A 20,057-nucleotide genomic window follows, 5' to 3' on the forward strand; every position below is an offset into this window, starting at 1 on the left:
TTCGCATATGTGGTTTTTTCATTGTGCCGCGTCTTCCTCCGGTCTGCGTTGCTAACGCATGTCTTTTTGGCCTTTGTTGCCACACCGGGGGATTTCATGTTTCGCGCACCACATCACTTCTCGCACTTCTGCTCGCGCCCAACACTGGTGGCAGCTTGCCTGGCGGTCAGCCTGCAAGCCCATGCCGAGTCGATCCAGCTGCAACTGCCGGCACAATCGCTGGCCAGTTCGTTAAGTGAGGTGGCGCAGCAGGCAAAAATCCAGCTGCTGTTCGACGAAGCCCTGTTACGCAACATCAAAGCCCCCGCGCTCAAGGGCGACTACACACCGCAACAAGCCATCCAGTTACTGCTCAAGGGCACCGATTTCAGCCTGATCCAGGTCGACCGAACCTACGTTGTGAGACCCAAGGAAGACGGTACAACCACCAGCAACAGCCTGGAGCTGGGCGCGGTGAGCGTGGTGGGCAGCGGTAACGAGGTGGATTCCAGCAGCGTCGGCAAATCGACCATGACGCAAACTCAGATCAATCAGTATCAGGCCAATAACATCCCCAGCTTGCTGGCCACCCTGCCGGGTATCAACCTCGGCGGATCGCTCAAGCCGGGCGGTCAGACCATCAACATTTGGGGCATGGGCGAAGCTGAAGATGTGCAGATGACCGTTGATGGCGCGACCAAAAGCGGCTTTGAACGCTACAAACAGGGCACGATTTTTATCGAGCCCGAGCTGATCAAACGCCTGGAAGTCGAGAAAGGCCCCCACGACATACACACCGGCAATGGTGGTTTTGGCGGCGTGGTGCACATGGAAACCAAGGACGCGCCGGACCTGCTCGAAGAAGGCAAGGACGTTGGTGCCATGCTCAAGTACGGCTACAGCAGCAATGACCATCAACAGATTTACAGCGGTGCCGTGTACGGCCGCACCGATGATGGCCGCGCCGATGCGCTGGTGTACTACACCAAACGCGACGGTGATGACATGAAGCTCGCCGACAATATGCCCAACCCCGGTAATGTTTACCCGGTCAACCCCAAGCGCCTGCCCAACACCGCCCAGGATCTGGACGCGCAACTGCTCAAACTCAACCTGCACCTCAACGACGAGCACAGCGTAGGCATGTCTTACTCGCGGGCCAACAATTACCTGTGGGTGCCCTTCTCGGCAGTCAGCTACCCGGAGCCACCCAGCAAGGCCAACATTGATAAATACGGTTACGACATCGCCTCCCGACGCTACCTGTCCAACCGCTCAACCATCGACACCACCTGGTCGGCCAAATACAAATACGAGCCTCTGGACAATCCGCTGGTGGATCTGGAAGTGAAGTACTCGCACTCCAATACCGAACAAACCGACACGCGCAGCGCACAGGCCTTCACCCAGCCCACCAGCGGCGGGCGCAAGATGGAAACCGGCTACACCGACGACATGCTCCAGATCGAAAATATCAGCCTGTTTGCCAGCGGCCCGCTGGACCATGCGGTGACCACTGGCGTGCAATTTCGCAAGCATCAGCGTGATGTGAATATGTGGATGCCGGGCGGGTCCTATGACGCCGAGAAGTACAACTACGGCCACTACCAACCAAACTTCATGCCCAGGGGCAAGGTCGACACCAACAGTTTCTATATTCAGGACGCCATCACCTGGGGCGACTTCACGTTGACGCCGTCCATGCGTTACGACCATGTGCGCAATCGCGGCCAGGAAAACGATGCGCCCTACTACAACCACCCGGAACTGGGCCACGACTACAGTGACAAAACCTACACTGGCTGGTCGCCTCGCCTGGCGGCCTTCTGGACAATAACTCCGAAAACCGCCTTGTTCGTTAACTACAGCAAGACCTGGCGCGCCCCGGTGATCGACGAGCAATATGAAGTCCAGGGGTCTGGCAGCCGCACTTCCAGCAGCCTGGGCCTGGACCCCGAACGCATCACCGGCTGGCGTGGGGGCAACATCACGACGTTCGATCAGATTTTCGGCGACAGTGACCACGCACTGGTGCGCACTACCCTGTTCCACAACACTGTCGACGACGAGATTTTCAAAGCAACGGGCGTAGGCTGTGCGGCACAAACTGTGTCAGGGGGCATGACCAAAGACTGCGGTCCCAATATGCCGAACTACCGCAATATTGGCAGCGTGACTATCAAAGGCTTTGAGGTTGAAAGCTTCTACGAGTCCACGTACGTCTTCGGCTCGCTTTCATACGCATGGATGACTGGCAAACACGAAGGCGCCTACACCAACCCTTGGGGCCCCAACGTCTGGGCACGCGACGTACCCGCACCAAAATGGATTGCCGTACTGGGCACCAAAATACCGAGCCTGGATGCCCGCGTTGGTTGGAAAGGCGAATGGGTACGCAAGACCGACCGCAGACCGAGCGACAATTACTACAGCAGCCCGCTGAGCGTCTTGGGTGACCGTTACTGGGATCATTACGATAATGACGGCTACAACGTGCAAGGTCTGTTTGCCAACTGGAAGCCGCAACAGCCTTACCTCAAGGGCACCGAGGTCAACTTCACCTTGGACAATATGTTCAACAAGAGCTTTCGCCCGATGCTCAGTGGCGATAACGCCTACAGCCAGGGGCGAAATGCCAAGATCAGCGTGACGCGGTTCTTCTAAACAGCAGTGCATAACCTGTAACCGCTGCCGCAGGCTGCGATAAGGGCCGAAGGACCTTTGAAGCAGGGTCGCTTCGTAACCCATCGCAACCTGCGGCAGCGGCTACACACTCAGGCTTTATGACGTGCTACCACACTCAACTCCGGCACCTGCACCCGGCGCTGGCTCAGGTAACGCGTGCAACTGACGCGCAAGAAAGACGCGAAGTTGACCACTTCACCGCGATAATCCATCACTTCCTCATACAGCTTGGCCACCAATTGGTTGGTGGTCATGCCGTCCTCCTGTGCAATTTCGCTGAGGATGTCCCAGAACTGGTTTTCCAGGCGCAAGGTGGTGACCACGCCGCAAATACGCAATGACCGTGAGCGCGACTCGTAAAGAATCGGATCGGCTTTTACATACAATTCACACATGGTCACGCCCTCATTCTTACAAGGTAATCTTGGTGCCGAGCAAGCCCAGGAACGCCGCCAGCCATGCAGGATGCGCAGGCCATGCCGGTGCAGTGGCCAAGTTGCCCTGTACATGGGCCTTGGTCACGTCGATATCGATATAAGTACCACCCGCCAGGCGAACCTCCGGTGCACACGCCGGATAAGCGCTGCATTCGCGGCCTTCCAGAGTACCAGCCGCCGCCAGCAGTTGCGCACCGTGGCACACAGCAGCAATCGGCTTGCCCGCCTTGTCGAAATCACGCACCAGCTCCAGCACTTTTTCATTCAAGCGCAGGTATTCCGGTGCACGACCACCCGGTACGAGCAGCGCGTCGTAATCGCTGGCTTTAACCTTGTCAAAATCGAAATTCAGGGCAAACAAATGGCCAGGCTTTTCGCTGTAGGTCTGGTCGCCTTCAAAGTCGTGGATGGCGGTACGCACGGTCTGGCCCGAAGTCTTGCCGGGGCACACCGCATGCACCTGATGCCCGACCATCAACAGCGCCTGGAACGGCACCATCACTTCGTAGTCTTCGACGTAATCGCCAACCAGCATCAGAATTTTTTTCGCTGCCATGGTGCGTGCTCCTGTGGGGGATAGGGCCAGTAAGAGTAGCCAAAGTACCCCCTGCGCGCCTGGGCGGGTAATAGCCAGGTACTACGTACCCGCCAGACGCAACTTACAGGCTTATTTCAACAACCCATCGGCCTGCAACAGGGTTTCAAGGCAGTGTTCCTGAATGTTGTAGAACGCCTTGAGTTCCTGAATTTTCACCAACAATTGCGCCGGGTCCAGCGGTTCGGCGCGTTTGACCGCAAGGATCATTTTGTTTTTGTTGGTGTGCTCCAGCGAGATGAACTCAAACACCTTGGTTTCATAACCGCAGGCTTCCAGGAACAGTGCACGCAGGCTGTCAGTGACCATTTCGGCCTGTTGGCCCAAGTGCAAACCGTATTGCAGCATCGGCTTGAGCAATGCCGGGCTCTGGATTTGCAGGCGGATCTGCTTATGGCAGCACGGCGAGCACATGATGATCGCCGCACCCGAACGAATGCCCATATGGATGGCGTAGTCGGTGGCGATATCACAGGCATGCAGCGCGATCATTACATCGATCGGCGTCGGGGCAAAGCTGCGCACATCACCATGCTGGAACGTCAGGCCCGGGTGCTCCAGGCGTTCAGCGGCGTTGTTGCACAGCGTGACCATGTCTTCACGCAGCTCAACCCCGGTCACCATGCCTTCGGCTTGCAGGCTGTGGCGCAGGTAGTCGTGAATGGCAAACGTCAGGTAACCCTTGCCCGAACCGAAATCCACCACCTTGACCGGTTGATCGAGCTTGAGCGGCGAGTTGCTCAGGGCGTGGGAAAACACCTCGATAAACTTGTTGATCTGCTTCCACTTGCGCGACATCGCCGGGATCAGCTCTTGCTGCTTGTTGGTCACGCCCAGATCGGCGAGAAACGGCCGCGTCAGATCCAGAAAGCGATTTTTCTCGCGATTGTGCTCAGCCGACGGCAATTCGCGCTCCTGCTGGCTCTTGCCTTTGAACAGCGAGCTTTTGCCTTTTTTGCTGTATTCCAACTGCACTTCGTCAGTCAGGGTCAGCAAGTGCGCGTTCTTGAACGCTTCCGGCAACAGCCCGGCAATAATTGCCACGCCCTCTTCAAGCGGGAAGTTCTTGGTGATATCACGGGTTTTGTAACGGTACACAAAAGACACGCAAGGCTGATCCTTGACCGTTACCTGCTTGATGATCACCCGTTGCAATTCAGCCTCTGGACCGACGTACTTGGCCAGCACCAGCTTGATAAACGAGTTTTGCGCCAGGCCGGTTTCCAGCAGATTCAAAAATTGCGCACGATGATCCGGCACAGACGGGGCGGTGGTAGCAGTCACTGACATTGAAAATGGTGCCTCGGGGGTGCAAGAGGGAGAAATCAGAAAAGCAATGGCGGCCATTTTAGGCGCGTTGGCCGCCGGGGGCACGGAGTAATTTCAGACAGCCGCGATTACAACATCACCAACCGATTCGGCAATTGGTTACGCGCCTGTGTTCTCGGTATGTGCTGCGCGAGCAATTCGGCGCTGGCATCGATACAGGCAATAAAGCCTTCAGCCGTATGGCCCAGCGCCACCCGGCGGGTGAAATCGCTGACGATGGTACCCCAGTCACTATTGTCCAGATGTCGGGAGATACCTTCGTCCACCAGGATTTCGACGTAACGCTCCGCCTCGCTGACAAAAATCAGCACGCCGGTGCGCCCTTCGGTGTGATGCAGGTTTTGCTCGAGAAACTGCCGCCGGGCCAGGTTGCTGGCTCGCCAGTAGCGCACACGGGGCGGGATCAAGCGGGTGGTAATCGCCGGTAGGCGGAAGATCAGGCTGAGAAACACGAAGCTGGCCCATTGCAGCATCAGCAAGGAATAAATCTCCAGGCCGCCAATCAGAACGTGCGCCACGGCGGGCACCAGCAAGGCAACCAGGCTGGCCCACAACAAGGGGATATAGCTGTAGTCATCGGCCCGCGGTGCCAACACGGTGACAATTTCGGCGTCGGTGCGCTGTTCGGCACGGGTGACGGCTTCTTCGACCTGCCGTTGTTGCTCTTGAGTTAACAAAGCCATAACTATCGATACTCGTTGAAAAGTGAATTACCAGCCGCCAGAGGCTCCGCCGCCGCCAAAACTGCCACCGCCGCCACTGAACCCTCCGCCACCGCCACCGCCGAAACCGCCACCGCCAAAGCCACCCGAGCGCGAGCCACCGCCGCCGCCTGAGCGGCAGATGCCAAAGAACTGGCAGGCCGCAACGACCAGAACAAACAATATAAATAGCAGCACAACTACGCCCGGGTGTTCGACCATCAAATCGTTGCTGTCGCCCTGCCCTCCGGCATAGGCCGGTTCGGCCAATGGCGCGCCACCCAATACTTGCAGGATGGCGTCAACCCCGTCGCTGATACCTTGGTTGTAGTCACCGCTTTTAAAGGCCGGGGTGATCACTTGATGGATGATCACCGAGGACTGGGCGTCGGTGAGGCGGTCTTCCAGGCCATAGCCAACCTCGATACGCAGCTTGCGATCATCGCGGGCCACAATCAGCAATGCGCCGTTGTTTTTGTCTTTTTGGCCGATGCCCCAGGCGCGGCCCAGTTGGTAGCCGAAATCTTCGATGGGGGTGCCTTGCAGACTGGGTACGGTGACCACCACCACTTGCTCGCCGGTGGCTTTTTCGTGGGTCTCAAGCTTTTGCGTCAGCTGCTGGCGTGTGGCGGGGTCGAGCATTTGCCCATCGTCCACCACCCGCCCGCTAAGTGCAGGAAAAGTCAGCGCCTGGGCCGTGGCTATAAATAGCCACAGCAACAGGCCAAGCCCCGGTTTTGATACGCGCATCGGCAACCTCATAGGTCGAATCTGACAGGCGTTACTCGTAGCAGCTGCCGAGGAACGAAGGCTGCGTTCGAGCGCGAAGCGGTCGTAAAATCTGAGCCTGAGGTGTATTTGAAACACCGCAATTAATGATTTTACGACGACTGCGCCGCCGAACGCAGCCTTCGTTCCTCGGCAGCTGCTACAGGGCACGCATATTGGTCAGGCGGCTTAGAACTTCACCTCAGGTGCCTTGTCGGCATCCGGGGTTGTGGCTTCAAAGGTGGAGCGTACCGGCAAGTCGCTGTACATCACCGCATGCCACAAACGCCCCGGAAAGGTGCGGATCTCAGTGTTGTAGCGCTCAACCGCGAGGATAAAATCGCGACGAGCCACGCTGATCCGGTTTTCCGTGCCTTCCAGTTGCGATTGCAACGACAGGAAGTTCTGGTTGGACTTCAGGTCCGGGTAACGCTCAGACACCACCATCAACCGGCTCAAGGCTCCCGTCAGCTGATTCTGCGCCTCCTGAAACTGCTTGAGTTTTTCCGGGTTGTTCAACGTGCTGGCATCGACCTGGATCGAGGTCGCCTTGGCCCGCGCTTCAATCACCGCAGTCAGGGTGGCCTGCTCCTGTTTGGCCGCGCCCTTGACCGTCTCCACCAGATTGGGAATCAGGTCGGAACGACGTTGATACTGGTTCTGTACTTGCGACCAGGCCGCCTTGACCTGCTCGTCGAGGGTCGGAATGGTATTGATCCCACATCCTGCAAGCAGACTGCTTACGGTCAGCAGGGCAATAACTTTCCAACCCCAGGTTCTAACGCTCTGTATTCCCATGCTTGTAACGCTCCGAAATAACGACATCAGGTTTATAGACCACACACCACACCCAAAAACTCCCGGCAATACTGGATTGCTCGCGGCGAATCAGCTAAAAGACTGCCTGCCATGCAGGAATACTTTGTTCTAAAGGTAGGTCATTTCTTTAATTCGAGTATTCCTGACATTCCTCCAGAACAATATCGCTGCACAAGCGCGGGCTTCCCTCGCTTCAAGTGAGCGGCTGCGCAGAAGAATCCAATGAGAAATATGTGTTTGCTGGGCATCGTCATCAGCCTGGCCAGTCACACCGCATGGGCTCAAACCCCGGCGGCCCCGCTCCCTCCCAAAGACGTGTTCGTTGCTGAACTGCTGAAAAAAATGAGCGTGGATGAAAAGATCGGTCAACTGCGTCTGATCAGTATCGGCCCGGAAATGCCCCGCGAGATGATCCGCAAGGAAATCGCCGCAGGCCGTATCGGCGGCACGTTCAACTCCATCAGCCGCGACGAAAACCGCCCGATGCAAGACGCTGCCATGCGCAGCCGCCTGAAGATCCCGATGTTTTTTGCGTACGACGTGATCCACGGCCATCGCACCATTTTCCCGATCAGCCTGGCTCTCGCCTCCAGCTGGGACATGGACGCCATCGGCCTCAGCGGCCGCGTGGCCGCCAAGGAAGCCAGCGCCGACAGTATCGACCTGACTTTCGCCCCCATGGTCGACATCGCCCGTGACCCGCGCTGGGGCCGTACCTCCGAAGGATTTGGCGAAGACACCTATTTAGTCTCGCGCATCGCCAGGGTGATGGTGCAGGCCTATCAGGGCGCATCACCTGCCCTGCCCGGCAATATCATGGCCAGCGTTAAACACTTTGCCCTGTATGGCGCAGTCGAAGGCGGACGCGACTACAACACTGTCGACATGAGCCCGACACGCATGTTTCAGGACTATCTGCCGCCCTACCACGCCGCCATCGAAGCGGGCGCAGGTAGCGTGATGGTGGCCCTGAACTCGATCAATGGCGTGCCTGCCACCTCGAACATGTGGCTGATGCAGGATTTGCTGCGCAAGGACTGGGGTTTTAAAGGCGTTGCAGTCAGCGACCACGGTGCGATTATTGAATTGATCAAGCACGGTGTGGCCAAAGACAGCCGCGAAGCCGCCAAGCTGGCAATCAAGGCCGGTATCGACATGAGCATGAACGACAAGGCCTACGGCGAAGAATTGCCTGGCCTGCTCAAGTCCGGTGAAGTGCCGCAAAGCGATCTGGATAACGCCGTGCGCGAGGTGCTTGGCGCCAAGTACGACATGGGCTTGTTTGCCGACCCGTACCTGCGTATCGGCAAGGCTGAAGATGACCCGGCCGACACCAAGGCCGAAAGCCGCCTGCATCGCAGCGAAGCCCGTGAAGTGGCGCGCAAGAGTCTGGTACTGCTGAAAAACCAGGCCGAAACCCTGCCCCTGAATAAACAGGCGCGCATTGCCCTGGTTGGCCCCCTGGCCAAAGCCCCGATCGACATCATGGGCAGTTGGGCCGCAGCGGGTCTGCCAGCACAGTCTGTGACCGTGTATGACGGCATGCGTAACGCACTCGGCCAACAGGGCAACCTGATCTACGCCCGCGGCGCCAATATTACCGACGACCAGAAAATCGTCGACTACCTGAACTTCCTCAACTTCGATGCACCAGAAGTGGTCAACGACCCGCGCCCGGCGCAGGTGATGATTGACGAGGCGGTCAAGGCCGCGCAGCAGGCGGATGTAGTCGTCGCTGTGGTGGGTGAATCGCGGGGCATGTCCCACGAGTCGTCGAGCCGCACCAACCTGGACATTCCTGCCAGCCAGCGCGCCCTGATTACTGCGCTCAAGGCCACCGGCAAGCCGTTGGTACTGGTGTTGATGAACGGCCGTCCGCTGTCGATCGATGTGCAACAGCAACAAGCCGATGCCGTGCTGGAAACCTGGTTCAGCGGCACCGAAGGGGGCAACGCGATTGCTGACGTGCTGTTCGGTGACTACAACCCGTCAGGCAAGCTGCCGATCACTTTCCCGCGTTCTGTAGGTCAGATTCCGACTTACTACAGCCATCTGAGCATTGGTCGGCCCTTCACACCGGGCAAACCGGGCAACTACACCTCGCAGTATTTCGATGAGCCCAACAGCCCGCTGTATCCGTTTGGCTATGGCTTGAGCTACACCGACTTCAGCCTGTCGGATGTCAGCCTGTCGACCAAAACCTTGAAGCCGGGCAACACTCTGACCGCCAGCGTAACCGTGAAAAACACGGGCAAGCGCGCGGGCGAAACCGTGGTTCAGTTGTATATCCAGGACGTCACCGCCTCCATGAGCCGTCCGCTCAAGGAGCTGAAGAACTTCCAGAAAGTCATGCTCAAACCCGGCGAGCAGAAGGTCGTGCAATTCACCGTCGCCGAGAACGATCTGAAGTTTTACAACGCGCAGTTGCAGCACGTCGCCGAGCCTGGCGAATTCAATGTGCAGATTGGCCTCGACTCGCAAAACGTCCAGCAAAACAGCTTCCAGTTGCAGTAATTTCGCTCAATTGCCGGGAAGGCCCTATGCGGCCTCCCGGCACGTCTTTTCGCTTGACCTTTCCTATCTTTGCACCCGCCTGAAAATGCGTTCGGACAGCGCTGTTTTTTATGGTAGGGTTCGCGCCCTCAAAATCCAGCGCAAACGATTTGCTCCTGCAAAATCCGGTGACAAACGGCTAAATGCCGGTGCAGTGCGGCCTACATGGATATTCAAGCTTTCACACACAATTTACACACAGGGTTATCCACAGGCAGTACGTTGCACAACCCCTGCAAAACGCATATCTTGTATCAGCTCCGCCAAAAAACCCCATATGTAGGGTTTTAGGCCAAAAACCCAACACAACTCAGACGAGAATTTCAAGCCCTTTTCTCGCGCCTGTTGGGTTAAACCAAACGCAGTTTTTAAAGTCCAAACCGCTCATGCGGATGGCAACCGCTTTCCAACCTAAACGTCGGAAAGCGGCCCGGGTGTTGCAGTAAAAATACTGTCATCCCGCTGGAATACGGTTTCACGCGGTCTGCGTGAATCAAGACTTCGGCACGGAAGCGGCTTAACCCCCCCTTCTGTACGTCCCGAAGTTGTTATGCCCGGCTCATTACCGGTTGTAGTGCTTCAGGACGGAACGGTGGGCACCCAAAAGGCGCCCAAACAAACATAGAGAATGTGGAGACACCCCCATGCAAACCGATACAACTCGCGAGAACTCGCAGGGTACCGATTCAAATCTGGATCTGTCTGCGACCGCGCCAGGCCAATTGCGCGTGATCAAACGTAACGGGGCTGTAGTTCCTTACACCGATGACAAGATCACCGTCGCCATCACCAAGGCGTTTCTCGCAGTTGAAGGTGGCAACGCTGCCGCTTCGTCGCGCATTCACGACACCGTTGCGCGCCTGACCGAACAAGTCACCGCGACCTTCAAGCGTCGCATGCCATCGGGCGGCACCATCCACATCGAAGAAATCCAGGACCAGGTTGAACTGGCCCTGATGCGTGCCGGCGAGCAAAAAGTGGCTCGCGACTATGTGATCTACCGTGATGCCCGCTCCAAGGAACGTGCAACCCGCGCCCCGGCTGAAGACGCTGTGCGCGCTCACCCGTCGATCCGTATCACCCTCGCTGACGGCACATTCGCGCCGCTGGACATGGGCCGCCTGAACACCATCGTCACCGAGGCCTGTGAAGGTCTGGAAGAAGTTGACGGCGACCTGATCCAGCGCGAAACCCTGAAAAACCTCTACGACGGCGTAGCGTTGAGCGACGTCAACACCGCCCTGGTGATGACCGCACGCACCCTGGTAGAGCGTGAGCCCAACTACTCGTTCGTGACCGCTCGCCTGCTGATGGACACCCTGCGTGCCGAAGGCCTGAGCTTCCTGCAAGTCGCTGACAGCGCCACCCACCACGAGATGGCTGACCTGTACGCCAAGGCCCTGCCGGCCTACATCGCCAAAGGTATCGAGTTCGATTTGCTGAACCCGGTTCTGGCCACCTTCGACCTGGAAAAACTGGGCAAGGCGATCAACCACGAGCGCGATCAGCAGTTCACCTACCTGGGCCTACAAACCCTGTACGACCGTTACTTCATCCACCACGATGGCGTACGTTTCGAACTGCCGCAGATCTTCTTCATGCGTGTGGCCATGGGCCTGGCAATCGAAGAGAAGCAAAAAGAAGACCGCGCCATCGAGTTCTACAACTTGCTGTCGTCCTTCGACTACATGTCGTCGACCCCTACCCTGTTCAACGCCGGTACTCAGCGTCCACAGCTGTCCAGCTGCTACCTGACCACCGTGCCGGACGACCTGTCGGGCATCTACCACGCGATCCACGACAACGCCATGTTGTCCAAATTCGCTGGCGGCCTGGGCAACGACTGGACGCCAGTACGTGCACTGGGTTCGTGGATCAAGGGCACCAACGGCAAATCCCAGGGCGTGGTTCCGTTCCTGAAAGTGGTGAACGACACCGCCGTAGCCGTTAACCAGGGCGGCAAGCGCAAAGGCGCTGTATGTGCTTACCTGGAAACCTGGCACATGGACATCGAAGAGTTCATCGAGCTGCGCAAGAACACCGGTGATGACCGTCGTCGTACCCACGACATGAACACTGCCAACTGGATCCCTGACCTGTTCATGAAGCGCGTCTTCGATGACGGCCCGTGGACCCTGTTCTCGCCGTCCGAAGTACCGGATCTGCACGACCTGACCGGCAAGGCCTTCGAAGAGCGTTACGAGTACTACGAAGCACTGTCCCAGTACCCTGGCAAGATCAAGCTGTTCAAGACCATCCAGGCCAAAGACCTGTGGCGTAAAATGCTGTCCATGCTGTTTGAAACCGGCCACCCTTGGCTGACCTTCAAAGACCCGTGCAACCTGCGTAGCCCGCAGCAGCACGTGGGCGTGGTTCACAGCTCGAACCTGTGCACCGAGATCACCTTGAACACCAACAAGGACGAGATCGCCGTTTGCAACCTGGGCTCGATCAACCTGCCGAACCACATCGTCAACGGCAAGCTGGACACCGACAAGCTCAAGCGCACCATCGACGTAGCCGTACGCATGCTCGATAACGTTATCGACATCAACTACTACTCGGTGCCGCAAGCTCGCAACTCGAACTTCAAGCACCGTCCAGTGGGCCTGGGGATCATGGGCTTCCAGGACGCTCTGTACCTGCAGCACATTCCTTACGCTTCGCAGGCTGCCGTTGAGTTTGCCGACAAGTCGATGGAAGCGGTCAGCTACTACGCGATCCAGGCTTCTTGCGACCTGGCTGACGAGCGTGGCGCTTACGAGACGTTCCAGGGTTCGCTGTGGTCCAAGGGCATCCTGCCGCTGGATTCGCAACAGATTCTGATCGAACAGCGTGGCCAGAAGTACATCGACGTTGACCTGAACGAATCCCTGGACTGGGCACCGGTTCGCGCCCGTGTACAGAAAGGCATTCGTAACTCCAACATCATGGCCATCGCACCGACCGCGACCATCGCCAACATCACTGGCGTATCGCAGTCGATCGAACCGACCTACCAGAACCTGTACGTGAAATCGAACCTCTCGGGCGAATTCACCGTGATCAACCCGTACCTGGTTCGCGACCTCAAGGCTCGCGATCTGTGGGACTCGGTCATGATCAACGATCTGAAGTACTACGATGGTTCCGTGCAGCAAATCGAACGCATCCCGCAAGAGCTCAAAGAGCTGTATGCCACTGCGTTTGAAGTTGACACCAAGTGGATCGTTGACGCCGCCAGCCGTCGTCAGAAGTGGATCGACCAGGCTCAGTCGCTGAACCTGTACATCGCTGGCGCTTCGGGCAAGAAGCTGGACGTGACCTACCGCATGGCTTGGTATCGTGGTCTGAAAACCACTTACTACCTCCGTGCCCTGGCCGCGACCAGCACCGAGAAGTCCACCGTCAACACTGGCAAGCTCAACGCCGTGTCGAACGGCAACAACAGCGAAGACGTAGTTGCCGCCCCGGCCGGTCCAGCACCTGTGCCAAAGGCTTGCGCGATTGACGAGCCGGATTGCGAAGCTTGCCAATAAGCTGAGCTGGCAGGCGGGTTAACCGCCTGACCATAAACCCCCGTTAAGCCCTGGCAACAGTTGGGCTTAACGGGGGTTTTGTTTTTTGGGGAGAAAAACTTCCTGTAGTCGCTGCCGAGGCACGAAGGCTGCGACTACATTGTTAGTGTCCAACGATAGGAACGACTATGAACATCATCAATGCCACGCTGCGTAGAACACCCGGCCTGTATACGGTCAGTTGCGAAGGCGAACGCATCAGCGCCATCACCTTGCAGCCCGGCACAGTAGCGGCGCAGAGTGCAGATATCGATGCTCAAGGCCAGTTGCTGATCGCACCCTTTGTAGAGCCGCATATCCATCTGGATGCAGCCCTGACCGCGGGCCAGCCCGAGTGGAACCTTAGTGGCACGCTGTTCGAAGGCATCGAGCGCTGGGCACAGCGTAAAGAAACCATCACCCACGAAGACACCAAACAGCGTGCCCACGCCACCCTCCGCATGCTGGCCGAGCATGGCATTCAACACGTACGCACCCATATCGACGTCACCGACCCGACACTGGCCGCGCTGCGGGCGATGATTGAAGTACGCGAGGAAACCCGCCACCTGATTGACCTGCAAATCGTTGCGTTCCCACAGGAAGGTATCGAGTCCTACTCCGGTGGGCGCGAGTTGATGACCCTGGCCGTGGAGTTGGGCGCCGATGTGGTCGGCGGTATTCCGCACTTTGAAAACACCCGTGAACAAGGGGTCAGTTCGATCAAGTTCTTGATGGACCTTGCCGAGCGCACCGGTTGCCTGGTGGACGTGCATTGCGACGAGACCGACGACCCGCATTCACGCTTTCTTGAAGTACTGGCCGAAGAAGCACGGGTACGCGGTATGGGCAGCCGGGTAACCGCCAGCCACACCACGGCCATGGGCTCTTACGACAATGCCTATTGTTCAAAACTGTTCCGGTTGCTCAAGGCCTCGGGAATCAACTTCGTATCGTGCCCGACCGAGAGCATTCATTTGCAGGGGCGTTTTGACACCTTCCCGAAACGCCGTGGCGTAACTCGGGTGGCCGAGCTGGACCGGGCCGGAATGAACGTGTGTTTTGGCCAGGACTCGATCAAGGACCCGTGGTATCCGCTGGGCAACGGCAACATCCTGCGGGTGCTGGATGCCGGTTTGCATATCTGCCACATGATGGGTTTTGACGATCTGGCGCGCTGCCTGGATCTGGTCACCGACAACAGCGCACGCACGCTCAATCTGGGTGAAGGTTACGGAATCGAGGTAGGTCGCCCGGCGAATCTACTGGTGCTGGATGCCGAAAATGATTACGAAGCGGTGCGGCGCCAAGCCAAGGCACGGGTGTCGATCCGTGCTGGCAAGGTGCTGATGACGCGGGTGCCGGAGCGGGTTGAGTTCAGCTGAGCGAAGCGAGACTGCGACTAGAACAATCGTGGGAGCGAGCCTGCTCGCGAATGACCTTCGCGAGCAGGCTCGCTCCCACAGGAGGGCTTGATCGACAACAGAGTATCTACAGAAGGCCTGGATGACCGATAACACCCATCACGTCATCTGAATAATGGTCTGCATGATGGTGCTTTGGGTCGAGATGGTTTTAGCGTTGGCCTGGTAGTTGCTCTGCGCCTTGATCAAGTCCACCAGCTCATTGGTCAGGTTGACGTTGGAGTCTTCCAGCGAGTTGGACTGAATGGCCCCCAGGCTCCCAACTTTCGGTGCGTCGTAGCCAGCCATACCCGAGGAGAAGGTTTCTTTCCAGGCAGTGCCGCCCACCGGCTGCAGGCCTTGTTCATTGGTAAAGCTGGCCAGGGATATCTGGCCGATGGCGCGGCTTTGGTTGTTGCTGAAGTTGGCGAACATCACGCCCGAACCATCAATGGTCAGGTTGTTGATCTGGCCGGTGGCGTAGCCGTCCTGGGTCGGCGGGTTACGCGAGGAGTCGGTGTTGTACTGAGTGGTCTTGGCCATGTTGATGGCAATGCCGCCCGGCTTGGCGTCGGCACCGTTTGAGTCCCATTTACCATTGATCATGGCACCCGGCTTCCAGCCACTGACAACCAGCGTGTTTTCAGGCTGATCCTTGATCGGATCGGGCTGCGTGACCTTGGTCAGCGCACCAGCTGAGTCAAACTCCAGGGTCGAGGCCACTGGAGCCTTGGCGCCATCGCCCGAGACTGGCGTGCCATCAGGGTTACGACCGTCAATCAGGGTATAAGAACTCCAGGTATTGGCACCGGTCTTGACCATGTACTGGTCCATCGGGTGCGCGTTGCCTTGGGTGTCGTAGACCATGGTGCTGAATTTTTTGCTGTAGCTGGTGGACTCGCTCGGATCGAACGGAATTTTGGTCTGGTCAATCGTATCGGAGCTGGAGTTCAGGTTGATCTCCGACGTTACCGAACCCGTAGGCTTGGGCGCCAGGTTAGAAGTGTCGATGCGCAGGTCGGTCAGTACACCGTTGATGATATTGCCGTTCGCATCCACGCCATAGCCCTGCAAACGCGCAGTGCCATCGGAGCTGGTCACGTAGCCCTCTTTGTCGGATTTGAACGTGCCGGCACGGGTGTAGCTCAAGGAGCCGTTGTCGCTCAGCACGAAAAAGCCGCTGCCCTGAATCCCCATATCCAGCAGGTTGCCGGTGTTGTTGATCGAGCCCTGACCAAAGTTTTGCGAGACCGCTGCCAGGTTCACGCCACTGCCTACGGTCTTGCTGCCGATACCCAGCTTGCTGGCCGAGTAGATATCGGCAAATTCTGCGCGCGATGCCTTGAAGCCGGTGGTCGCAGCGTTGGCAATGTTGTTGCCGGTCACGTCGAGTTGCTTGTTCGCCGCATAGAGACCGCTAAGGCCGATATTGAATGACATGTTTCTCTCCTTGAGGCGTATGAGTCGGCTTAGAGGCCTATGGTCTGGACTTTGGACATGCCAATGCTGCCCAGACCTGCGAGGTTGAGCATGATTTCGCCACCGGTCTTGCTCAGGGTCACGCTGTTAACGGTCGCTGGCAGGTAGGTGGTGAGCGCCGTGGTGCCGGTGTCGTTTTTGCTCGACGCTGTGAAGGTGTAGGACCCTTTGTCCAGCAGCACACCGTCGTCGTCCTTGCCGTCCCAGGTAAAGTCCGCGTTGCCGGCTTTCTGACTGCCCAGCTCCAGGGAGCGGACCACCTCCCCGTCGGCATCGGTAATGGTGATGACGGGTTTTGAATCGGGGTCCTTGACCACCACGGTGCCGTTGAATGGCTTGTCGCTGGCAGGGTCCACATAGGCTTCACTGGTTTGCACGATGACCGAGCGGCCCACCAGCGACGATGCCTGCAAAGCCTGCGAGGACTGCAGCCCGCCCGACAAGGAGTTGACCGTATCGTTGAGCGAGGTGATGCCCTCCAGGCTGCTGAACTGCGCCAGTTGCGCGACGAACGCGGTGTTGTCCTGGGGGTCCAGCGGGTTCTGGTTTTTCAGCTGGGTGACCAGCAGTTGCAGGAACGCATCCTTGCCCAGCGCCGTGTTGCCGGTAACGCCTTTGGTTGCCGCCGCCACGCTGGTGTCGGTGGTCTTGGCCTGGGCAGAGTTGGCAAGTACCTGATTAAGGGTCAAGCCGCTGGTGGAATCGGTCACACTCATTTGCGTCGTCCCTTATCACTGACCGAGGGTCAGGACCTTCTGCATCATGGTTTTGGCGGTATTCATCAGCTCGGCGTTGGTCTGGAACGAACGACTGGCGGAAATCATGTCAGCCATTTCTTCAACCACGTTGACGTTGGGGTAATACACATAGCCCTTGGCGTCGGCAGAAGGATGGTTCGGCTCGTAGCGGGCCTGCAGCTCACTTTGGTCTTCAACCACACCCAGCACTTGCACGCCTTGGCCGGCGCCGTCCTGGTTCTGGAACAGCGAGTCACCCGTACTGCTTTGTGCACCTTCGAACATAGTGGCGAACACCGGGTGCCGGGCACGGTAGGTCTGGTCGATGCTCGACGACACGGTATCGGCGTTGGCGATGTTACTGGCGACGGTGTTCAGACGCGTGGTCTGGGCACTCATGCCGCTACCGGCAATATTGAACACACTGGCTAGAGACATGAATTACTCCCCGCGCAGGGCCGACATCAGCCCTTTGAATTTGCTGTTGAGCAGGGTGAAGCTGGCCTGGAAGTTGACCGCATTCTCTGCATAGTTCGACTGCTCGATCTGAGCGTCCACTGTGTTCTGGTCGATCGACGGCTGCATCGGCGTGCGGTACAGCAGCGACTCATCGCCACTGCTCAGACCCTGGGCTTCGATATGGCGAGTGTTGGTCTTGTTCAACGCAAACGTGCCGCTCTGGTTTTTGTCACTCTGGGCGGCGAGCACAGAAGCGAAATCCAGGTCCCGAGCCTTGTAGTTCGGGGTATCGGCGTTGGCGATGTTGTTGGCCAGTACTTCAGCGCGCTGGGCGCGAAAGCCCAGTGCCTGCTCATGGATACCAAGCGCTTTATCGAAGCTGATGCTCATGTCGAAAAACCTTTGTGGGCTGACCTGAGGATGTGATTCAGGTTCTACATGACATGAACAGAGCAAACCCCGTGCCAGTTGGCACAGAGCCGTATTTCAAGGCTTTGGGAGGGGCATGGGAGGCGGCAATGCCAGAAAAGCGGCAACGGTTGACCGCTGACTGCCGCTTTTCTGCCGCTTTGCTTCGGGTTTTCCGTAGCAGCTGCCGAAGGAACGAGGCTGCGTTCGGCGGCGCAGCCGTCGTGAAACCTGAGGACTCAATATCGCTGACACACCGAGGGGCCTGATTTGCGACGACTACGTCGCCGAACGCAGCCTCGTTCCTTCGGCAGCTGCTACGGTCTACGGTCTACGGTTATTTGTCCGCCTATTTAGCCTGGTAGATGATCCCCGGGCTGCATTGGACCATCTGGTAATGATCCGGCAATCCGTTGAGCGCTTCGGAGGCGCCCAAAAACAGATAACCGCCCGGCTTCAAGGTGCTGTGAATGCGCAGCAGGATGTCTTTCTTCACTTCTGCCGAGAAGTAGATCAGCACATTGCGACAGAACACGACGTCGAACTTGCCAAAGCCTGCATAGCTGTCCAGCAGGTTGAAGGGGCGGAACTCGACCCGATTCTTGATCGGCGTCTTGATCACCCAGCGCCCCGGCCCCTTGGGGTCGAAATAGCGCTGCAAGCGCTCCGGCGACAGGCCACGGCCAATCGCCAGGTTGTCGTACTCACCGGTGCGGCAGGTGTTGAGCATCTGGGCTGACAGATCGGTGGCAAAAATCTGCACGCCCGCCTTCAGTTGCCCCAGGTTGCTGCGCTCAAACTCATCAATCGCCATCGACAGCGAAAAGGGCTCCTGCCCCGAAGAACAGGCTGCCGACCAGATACGCAAGCGCTGCCCCGGATTGGCCTTGATTTGCTCAGGCAGCACCTTGTTCTTCAATACTTCGAAGGGATAGGTGTCGCGAAACCACAGGGTTTCATTGGTGGTCATGGCATCGACCACCAACTCGCGCAGCCCGCTGCGCGGCTGGCTCTGGATACGTTGAATCAACTCGCCCAACGACTTGATGCCTTGCTGCTCCATCAGTTTGTTGAGCCGGCTGGAGACCAGGTACTGCTTGTTTTCACCCAGCAAAATGCCACAGGCTTTTTCCAGGAAGACCCGGAACTGTTCAAAATCCAAATTAGCCGTCGACAAATGTCCTGCCTCTTAAATCGTTTTGACCGCCAAGGGTGAACCCTGGCTATGGTCTGCTGCTTTGATCCGGTCGACTACCCGGGATGCCAGGTCATCAGGCCGGAATTTGGCCAAAAAGTCATCAGCCCCGACTTTTTTGACCATCGCCTGATTGAATACCCCAGACAACGAAGTATGCAGAATGATGTGCAATTTTTGCATCCGCGGATCGTTGCGGATTTCGGCGGTCAGGGTGTAGCCGTCCATTTCCGGCATCTCGATATCCGAGATCATCATCAGAAACTCTTCGGACGGGTCCTTGCCCTCCTCCACCAGCTTGCGCAGGTAGTCCAGCGCCTGACGACCGTCGTTCAACGACACGACTTCAACGCCCACCGTTTGCAGGCAACGGGCAACCTGCTTGCGTGCCACCGACGAATCGTCGACGGTCAGCACCCGCAGCGACAGCGCCTTGGTTCGGGTTTCAACATCCACCACGCCATGGGTGATGGTTTCAGGCGATGGCGAAACTTCTGCCAGGACCTTCTCGACGTCAATGATTTCGACCAATTGGTCGTCCATCCGGGTCACGGCCGTCAAGTAATGGTCGTTACCGGTGCCCTTGGGCGGCGGATGAATATCTTCCCAGTTCATGTTGACGATACGTTCGACCGAGCGAACGAGAAAGCCCTGAGTCTTGGTGTTGTACTCGGTGATGATCACAAACGGGTTGCTCTGGTCTTTCAAAGCACCCGATCCGGTGGCCATCGCCAGATCAAGAATCGGAATGGTCGCGCCGCGAATGCTCGCCACACCACACACCACAGGATGGGACTTGGGAATCATGGTCAGTTTTGGGCATTGCAGCACCTCCCTGACTTTGAACACATTGATCCCGTAAAGCTGTGGCCCATCCAGACGAAACAGCAACAGCTCCAGGCGGTTTTGCCCCACCAGTTGAGTGCGCTGGTTAACCGCATCCATCACTCCGGCCATACTCAGCTCCTCTTAAA

General features: G+C 57.6%; 16 protein-coding genes. 4 read left to right on the forward strand and 12 right to left on the reverse strand.

The window, feature by feature from the left end; genetic code table 11:
* The first annotated feature begins 96 nt into the window (after nucleotides 1-96).
* Nucleotides 97-2,643, forward strand: coding sequence for a TonB-dependent receptor (locus tag N7D90_RS17895; RefSeq protein WP_261739249.1), 2,547 nt, complete (start codon nucleotides 97-99; stop codon nucleotides 2,641-2,643).
* A 110-nt stretch (nucleotides 2,644-2,753) separates the two neighbouring features.
* Here N7D90_RS17895 and N7D90_RS17900 read toward each other — a convergent pair whose 3' ends face one another.
* The 6 genes from N7D90_RS17900 to N7D90_RS17925 all read right to left on the reverse strand — a co-directional run bounded on the left by N7D90_RS17900 (nucleotide 2,754) and on the right by N7D90_RS17925 (nucleotide 7,292).
* Complete coding sequence (locus N7D90_RS17900) at nucleotides 2,754-3,059, reverse strand: ribbon-helix-helix domain-containing protein (protein WP_261739250.1); 306 nt, start codon at nucleotides 3,057-3,059, stop codon at nucleotides 2,754-2,756.
* Nucleotides 3,060-3,075: 16 nt separating this feature from the next.
* On the reverse strand, nucleotides 3,076-3,657 hold the full coding sequence (locus N7D90_RS17905) for a DJ-1/PfpI family protein (RefSeq protein ID WP_019823320.1): 582 nt from the start codon (nucleotides 3,655-3,657) through the stop codon (nucleotides 3,076-3,078).
* A gap of 111 nt (nucleotides 3,658-3,768) precedes the next feature.
* A complete protein-coding gene (locus N7D90_RS17910; protein WP_261739251.1) occupies nucleotides 3,769-4,986 on the reverse strand; it encodes a class I SAM-dependent methyltransferase in 1,218 nt (405 codons plus the stop codon).
* 107 nt (nucleotides 4,987-5,093) lie between these two features.
* Nucleotides 5,094-5,708, reverse strand: a complete 615-nt coding sequence (locus N7D90_RS17915; protein ID WP_261739252.1) for a TPM domain-containing protein — start codon at nucleotides 5,706-5,708, stop codon at nucleotides 5,094-5,096.
* A 27-nt stretch (nucleotides 5,709-5,735) separates the two neighbouring features.
* The gene (locus N7D90_RS17920) at nucleotides 5,736-6,476 is read right to left on the reverse strand and encodes a TPM domain-containing protein (RefSeq protein WP_261739253.1); all 741 of its coding nucleotides are present in this window, start codon (nucleotides 6,474-6,476) and stop codon (nucleotides 5,736-5,738) included.
* Between the two features lie 207 nt (nucleotides 6,477-6,683).
* Nucleotides 6,684-7,292 (reverse strand): LemA family protein, encoded by a 609-nt coding sequence (locus N7D90_RS17925; protein WP_261739254.1) that lies wholly within the window; start codon nucleotides 7,290-7,292, stop codon nucleotides 6,684-6,686.
* 243 nt (nucleotides 7,293-7,535) lie between these two features.
* Here N7D90_RS17925 and bglX point away from each other — a divergent pair, with 243 nt between their 5' ends.
* The 3 genes from bglX (at nucleotide 7,536) to codA (ending at nucleotide 14,787) form a co-directional block, all read left to right on the forward strand.
* Nucleotides 7,536-9,827 carry a beta-glucosidase BglX gene (bglX, locus tag N7D90_RS17930; protein ID WP_261739255.1) on the forward strand — a complete coding sequence of 764 codons (2,292 nt, stop codon included), beginning with the start codon at nucleotides 7,536-7,538 and terminating at the stop codon, nucleotides 9,825-9,827.
* Nucleotides 9,828-10,510: 683 nt separating this feature from the next.
* Entirely contained in the window at nucleotides 10,511-13,384 is a 2,874-nt protein-coding gene (locus tag N7D90_RS17935; RefSeq protein ID WP_261739256.1) for a ribonucleoside-diphosphate reductase subunit alpha, read from the forward strand.
* A 167-nt stretch (nucleotides 13,385-13,551) separates the two neighbouring features.
* Nucleotides 13,552-14,787 (forward strand): cytosine deaminase, encoded by a 1,236-nt coding sequence (gene codA, locus N7D90_RS17940; RefSeq protein WP_261739257.1) that lies wholly within the window; start codon nucleotides 13,552-13,554, stop codon nucleotides 14,785-14,787.
* A gap of 138 nt (nucleotides 14,788-14,925) precedes the next feature.
* On the opposite strand, the gene flgE is transcribed toward codA, so the two are convergent.
* The 6 genes from flgE to N7D90_RS17970 form a co-directional block, all read right to left on the reverse strand.
* The gene (flgE, locus tag N7D90_RS17945; RefSeq protein ID WP_261739258.1) at nucleotides 14,926-16,245 is read right to left on the reverse strand and encodes a flagellar hook protein FlgE; all 1,320 of its coding nucleotides are present in this window, start codon (nucleotides 16,243-16,245) and stop codon (nucleotides 14,926-14,928) included.
* 29 nt (nucleotides 16,246-16,274) lie between these two features.
* Nucleotides 16,275-17,000: a flagellar hook assembly protein FlgD gene (locus N7D90_RS17950; RefSeq protein WP_261739259.1), complete on the reverse strand. Its 726-nt coding sequence runs from the start codon at nucleotides 16,998-17,000 to the stop codon at nucleotides 16,275-16,277.
* Nucleotides 17,001-17,015: 15 nt separating this feature from the next.
* A complete protein-coding gene (gene flgC / locus N7D90_RS17955) occupies nucleotides 17,016-17,459 on the reverse strand; it encodes a flagellar basal body rod protein FlgC (RefSeq protein WP_261739260.1) in 444 nt (147 codons plus the stop codon).
* 3 nt (nucleotides 17,460-17,462) lie between these two features.
* Nucleotides 17,463-17,870, reverse strand: coding sequence for a flagellar basal body rod protein FlgB (flgB, locus tag N7D90_RS17960; RefSeq protein ID WP_261739261.1), 408 nt, complete (start codon nucleotides 17,868-17,870; stop codon nucleotides 17,463-17,465).
* 367 nt (nucleotides 17,871-18,237) lie between these two features.
* Nucleotides 18,238-19,065, reverse strand: coding sequence for a protein-glutamate O-methyltransferase CheR (cheR, locus tag N7D90_RS17965; protein ID WP_261739262.1), 828 nt, complete (start codon nucleotides 19,063-19,065; stop codon nucleotides 18,238-18,240).
* Nucleotides 19,066-19,077: 12 nt separating this feature from the next.
* A complete protein-coding gene (locus N7D90_RS17970; RefSeq protein ID WP_261739263.1) occupies nucleotides 19,078-20,040 on the reverse strand; it encodes a chemotaxis protein CheV in 963 nt (320 codons plus the stop codon).
* Nucleotides 20,041-20,057 lie beyond the last annotated feature (17 nt).

This window comes from Pseudomonas fragi (assembly GCF_025426255.1).
Classification (GTDB): domain Bacteria; phylum Pseudomonadota; class Gammaproteobacteria; order Pseudomonadales; family Pseudomonadaceae; genus Aquipseudomonas; species Aquipseudomonas kulmbachensis.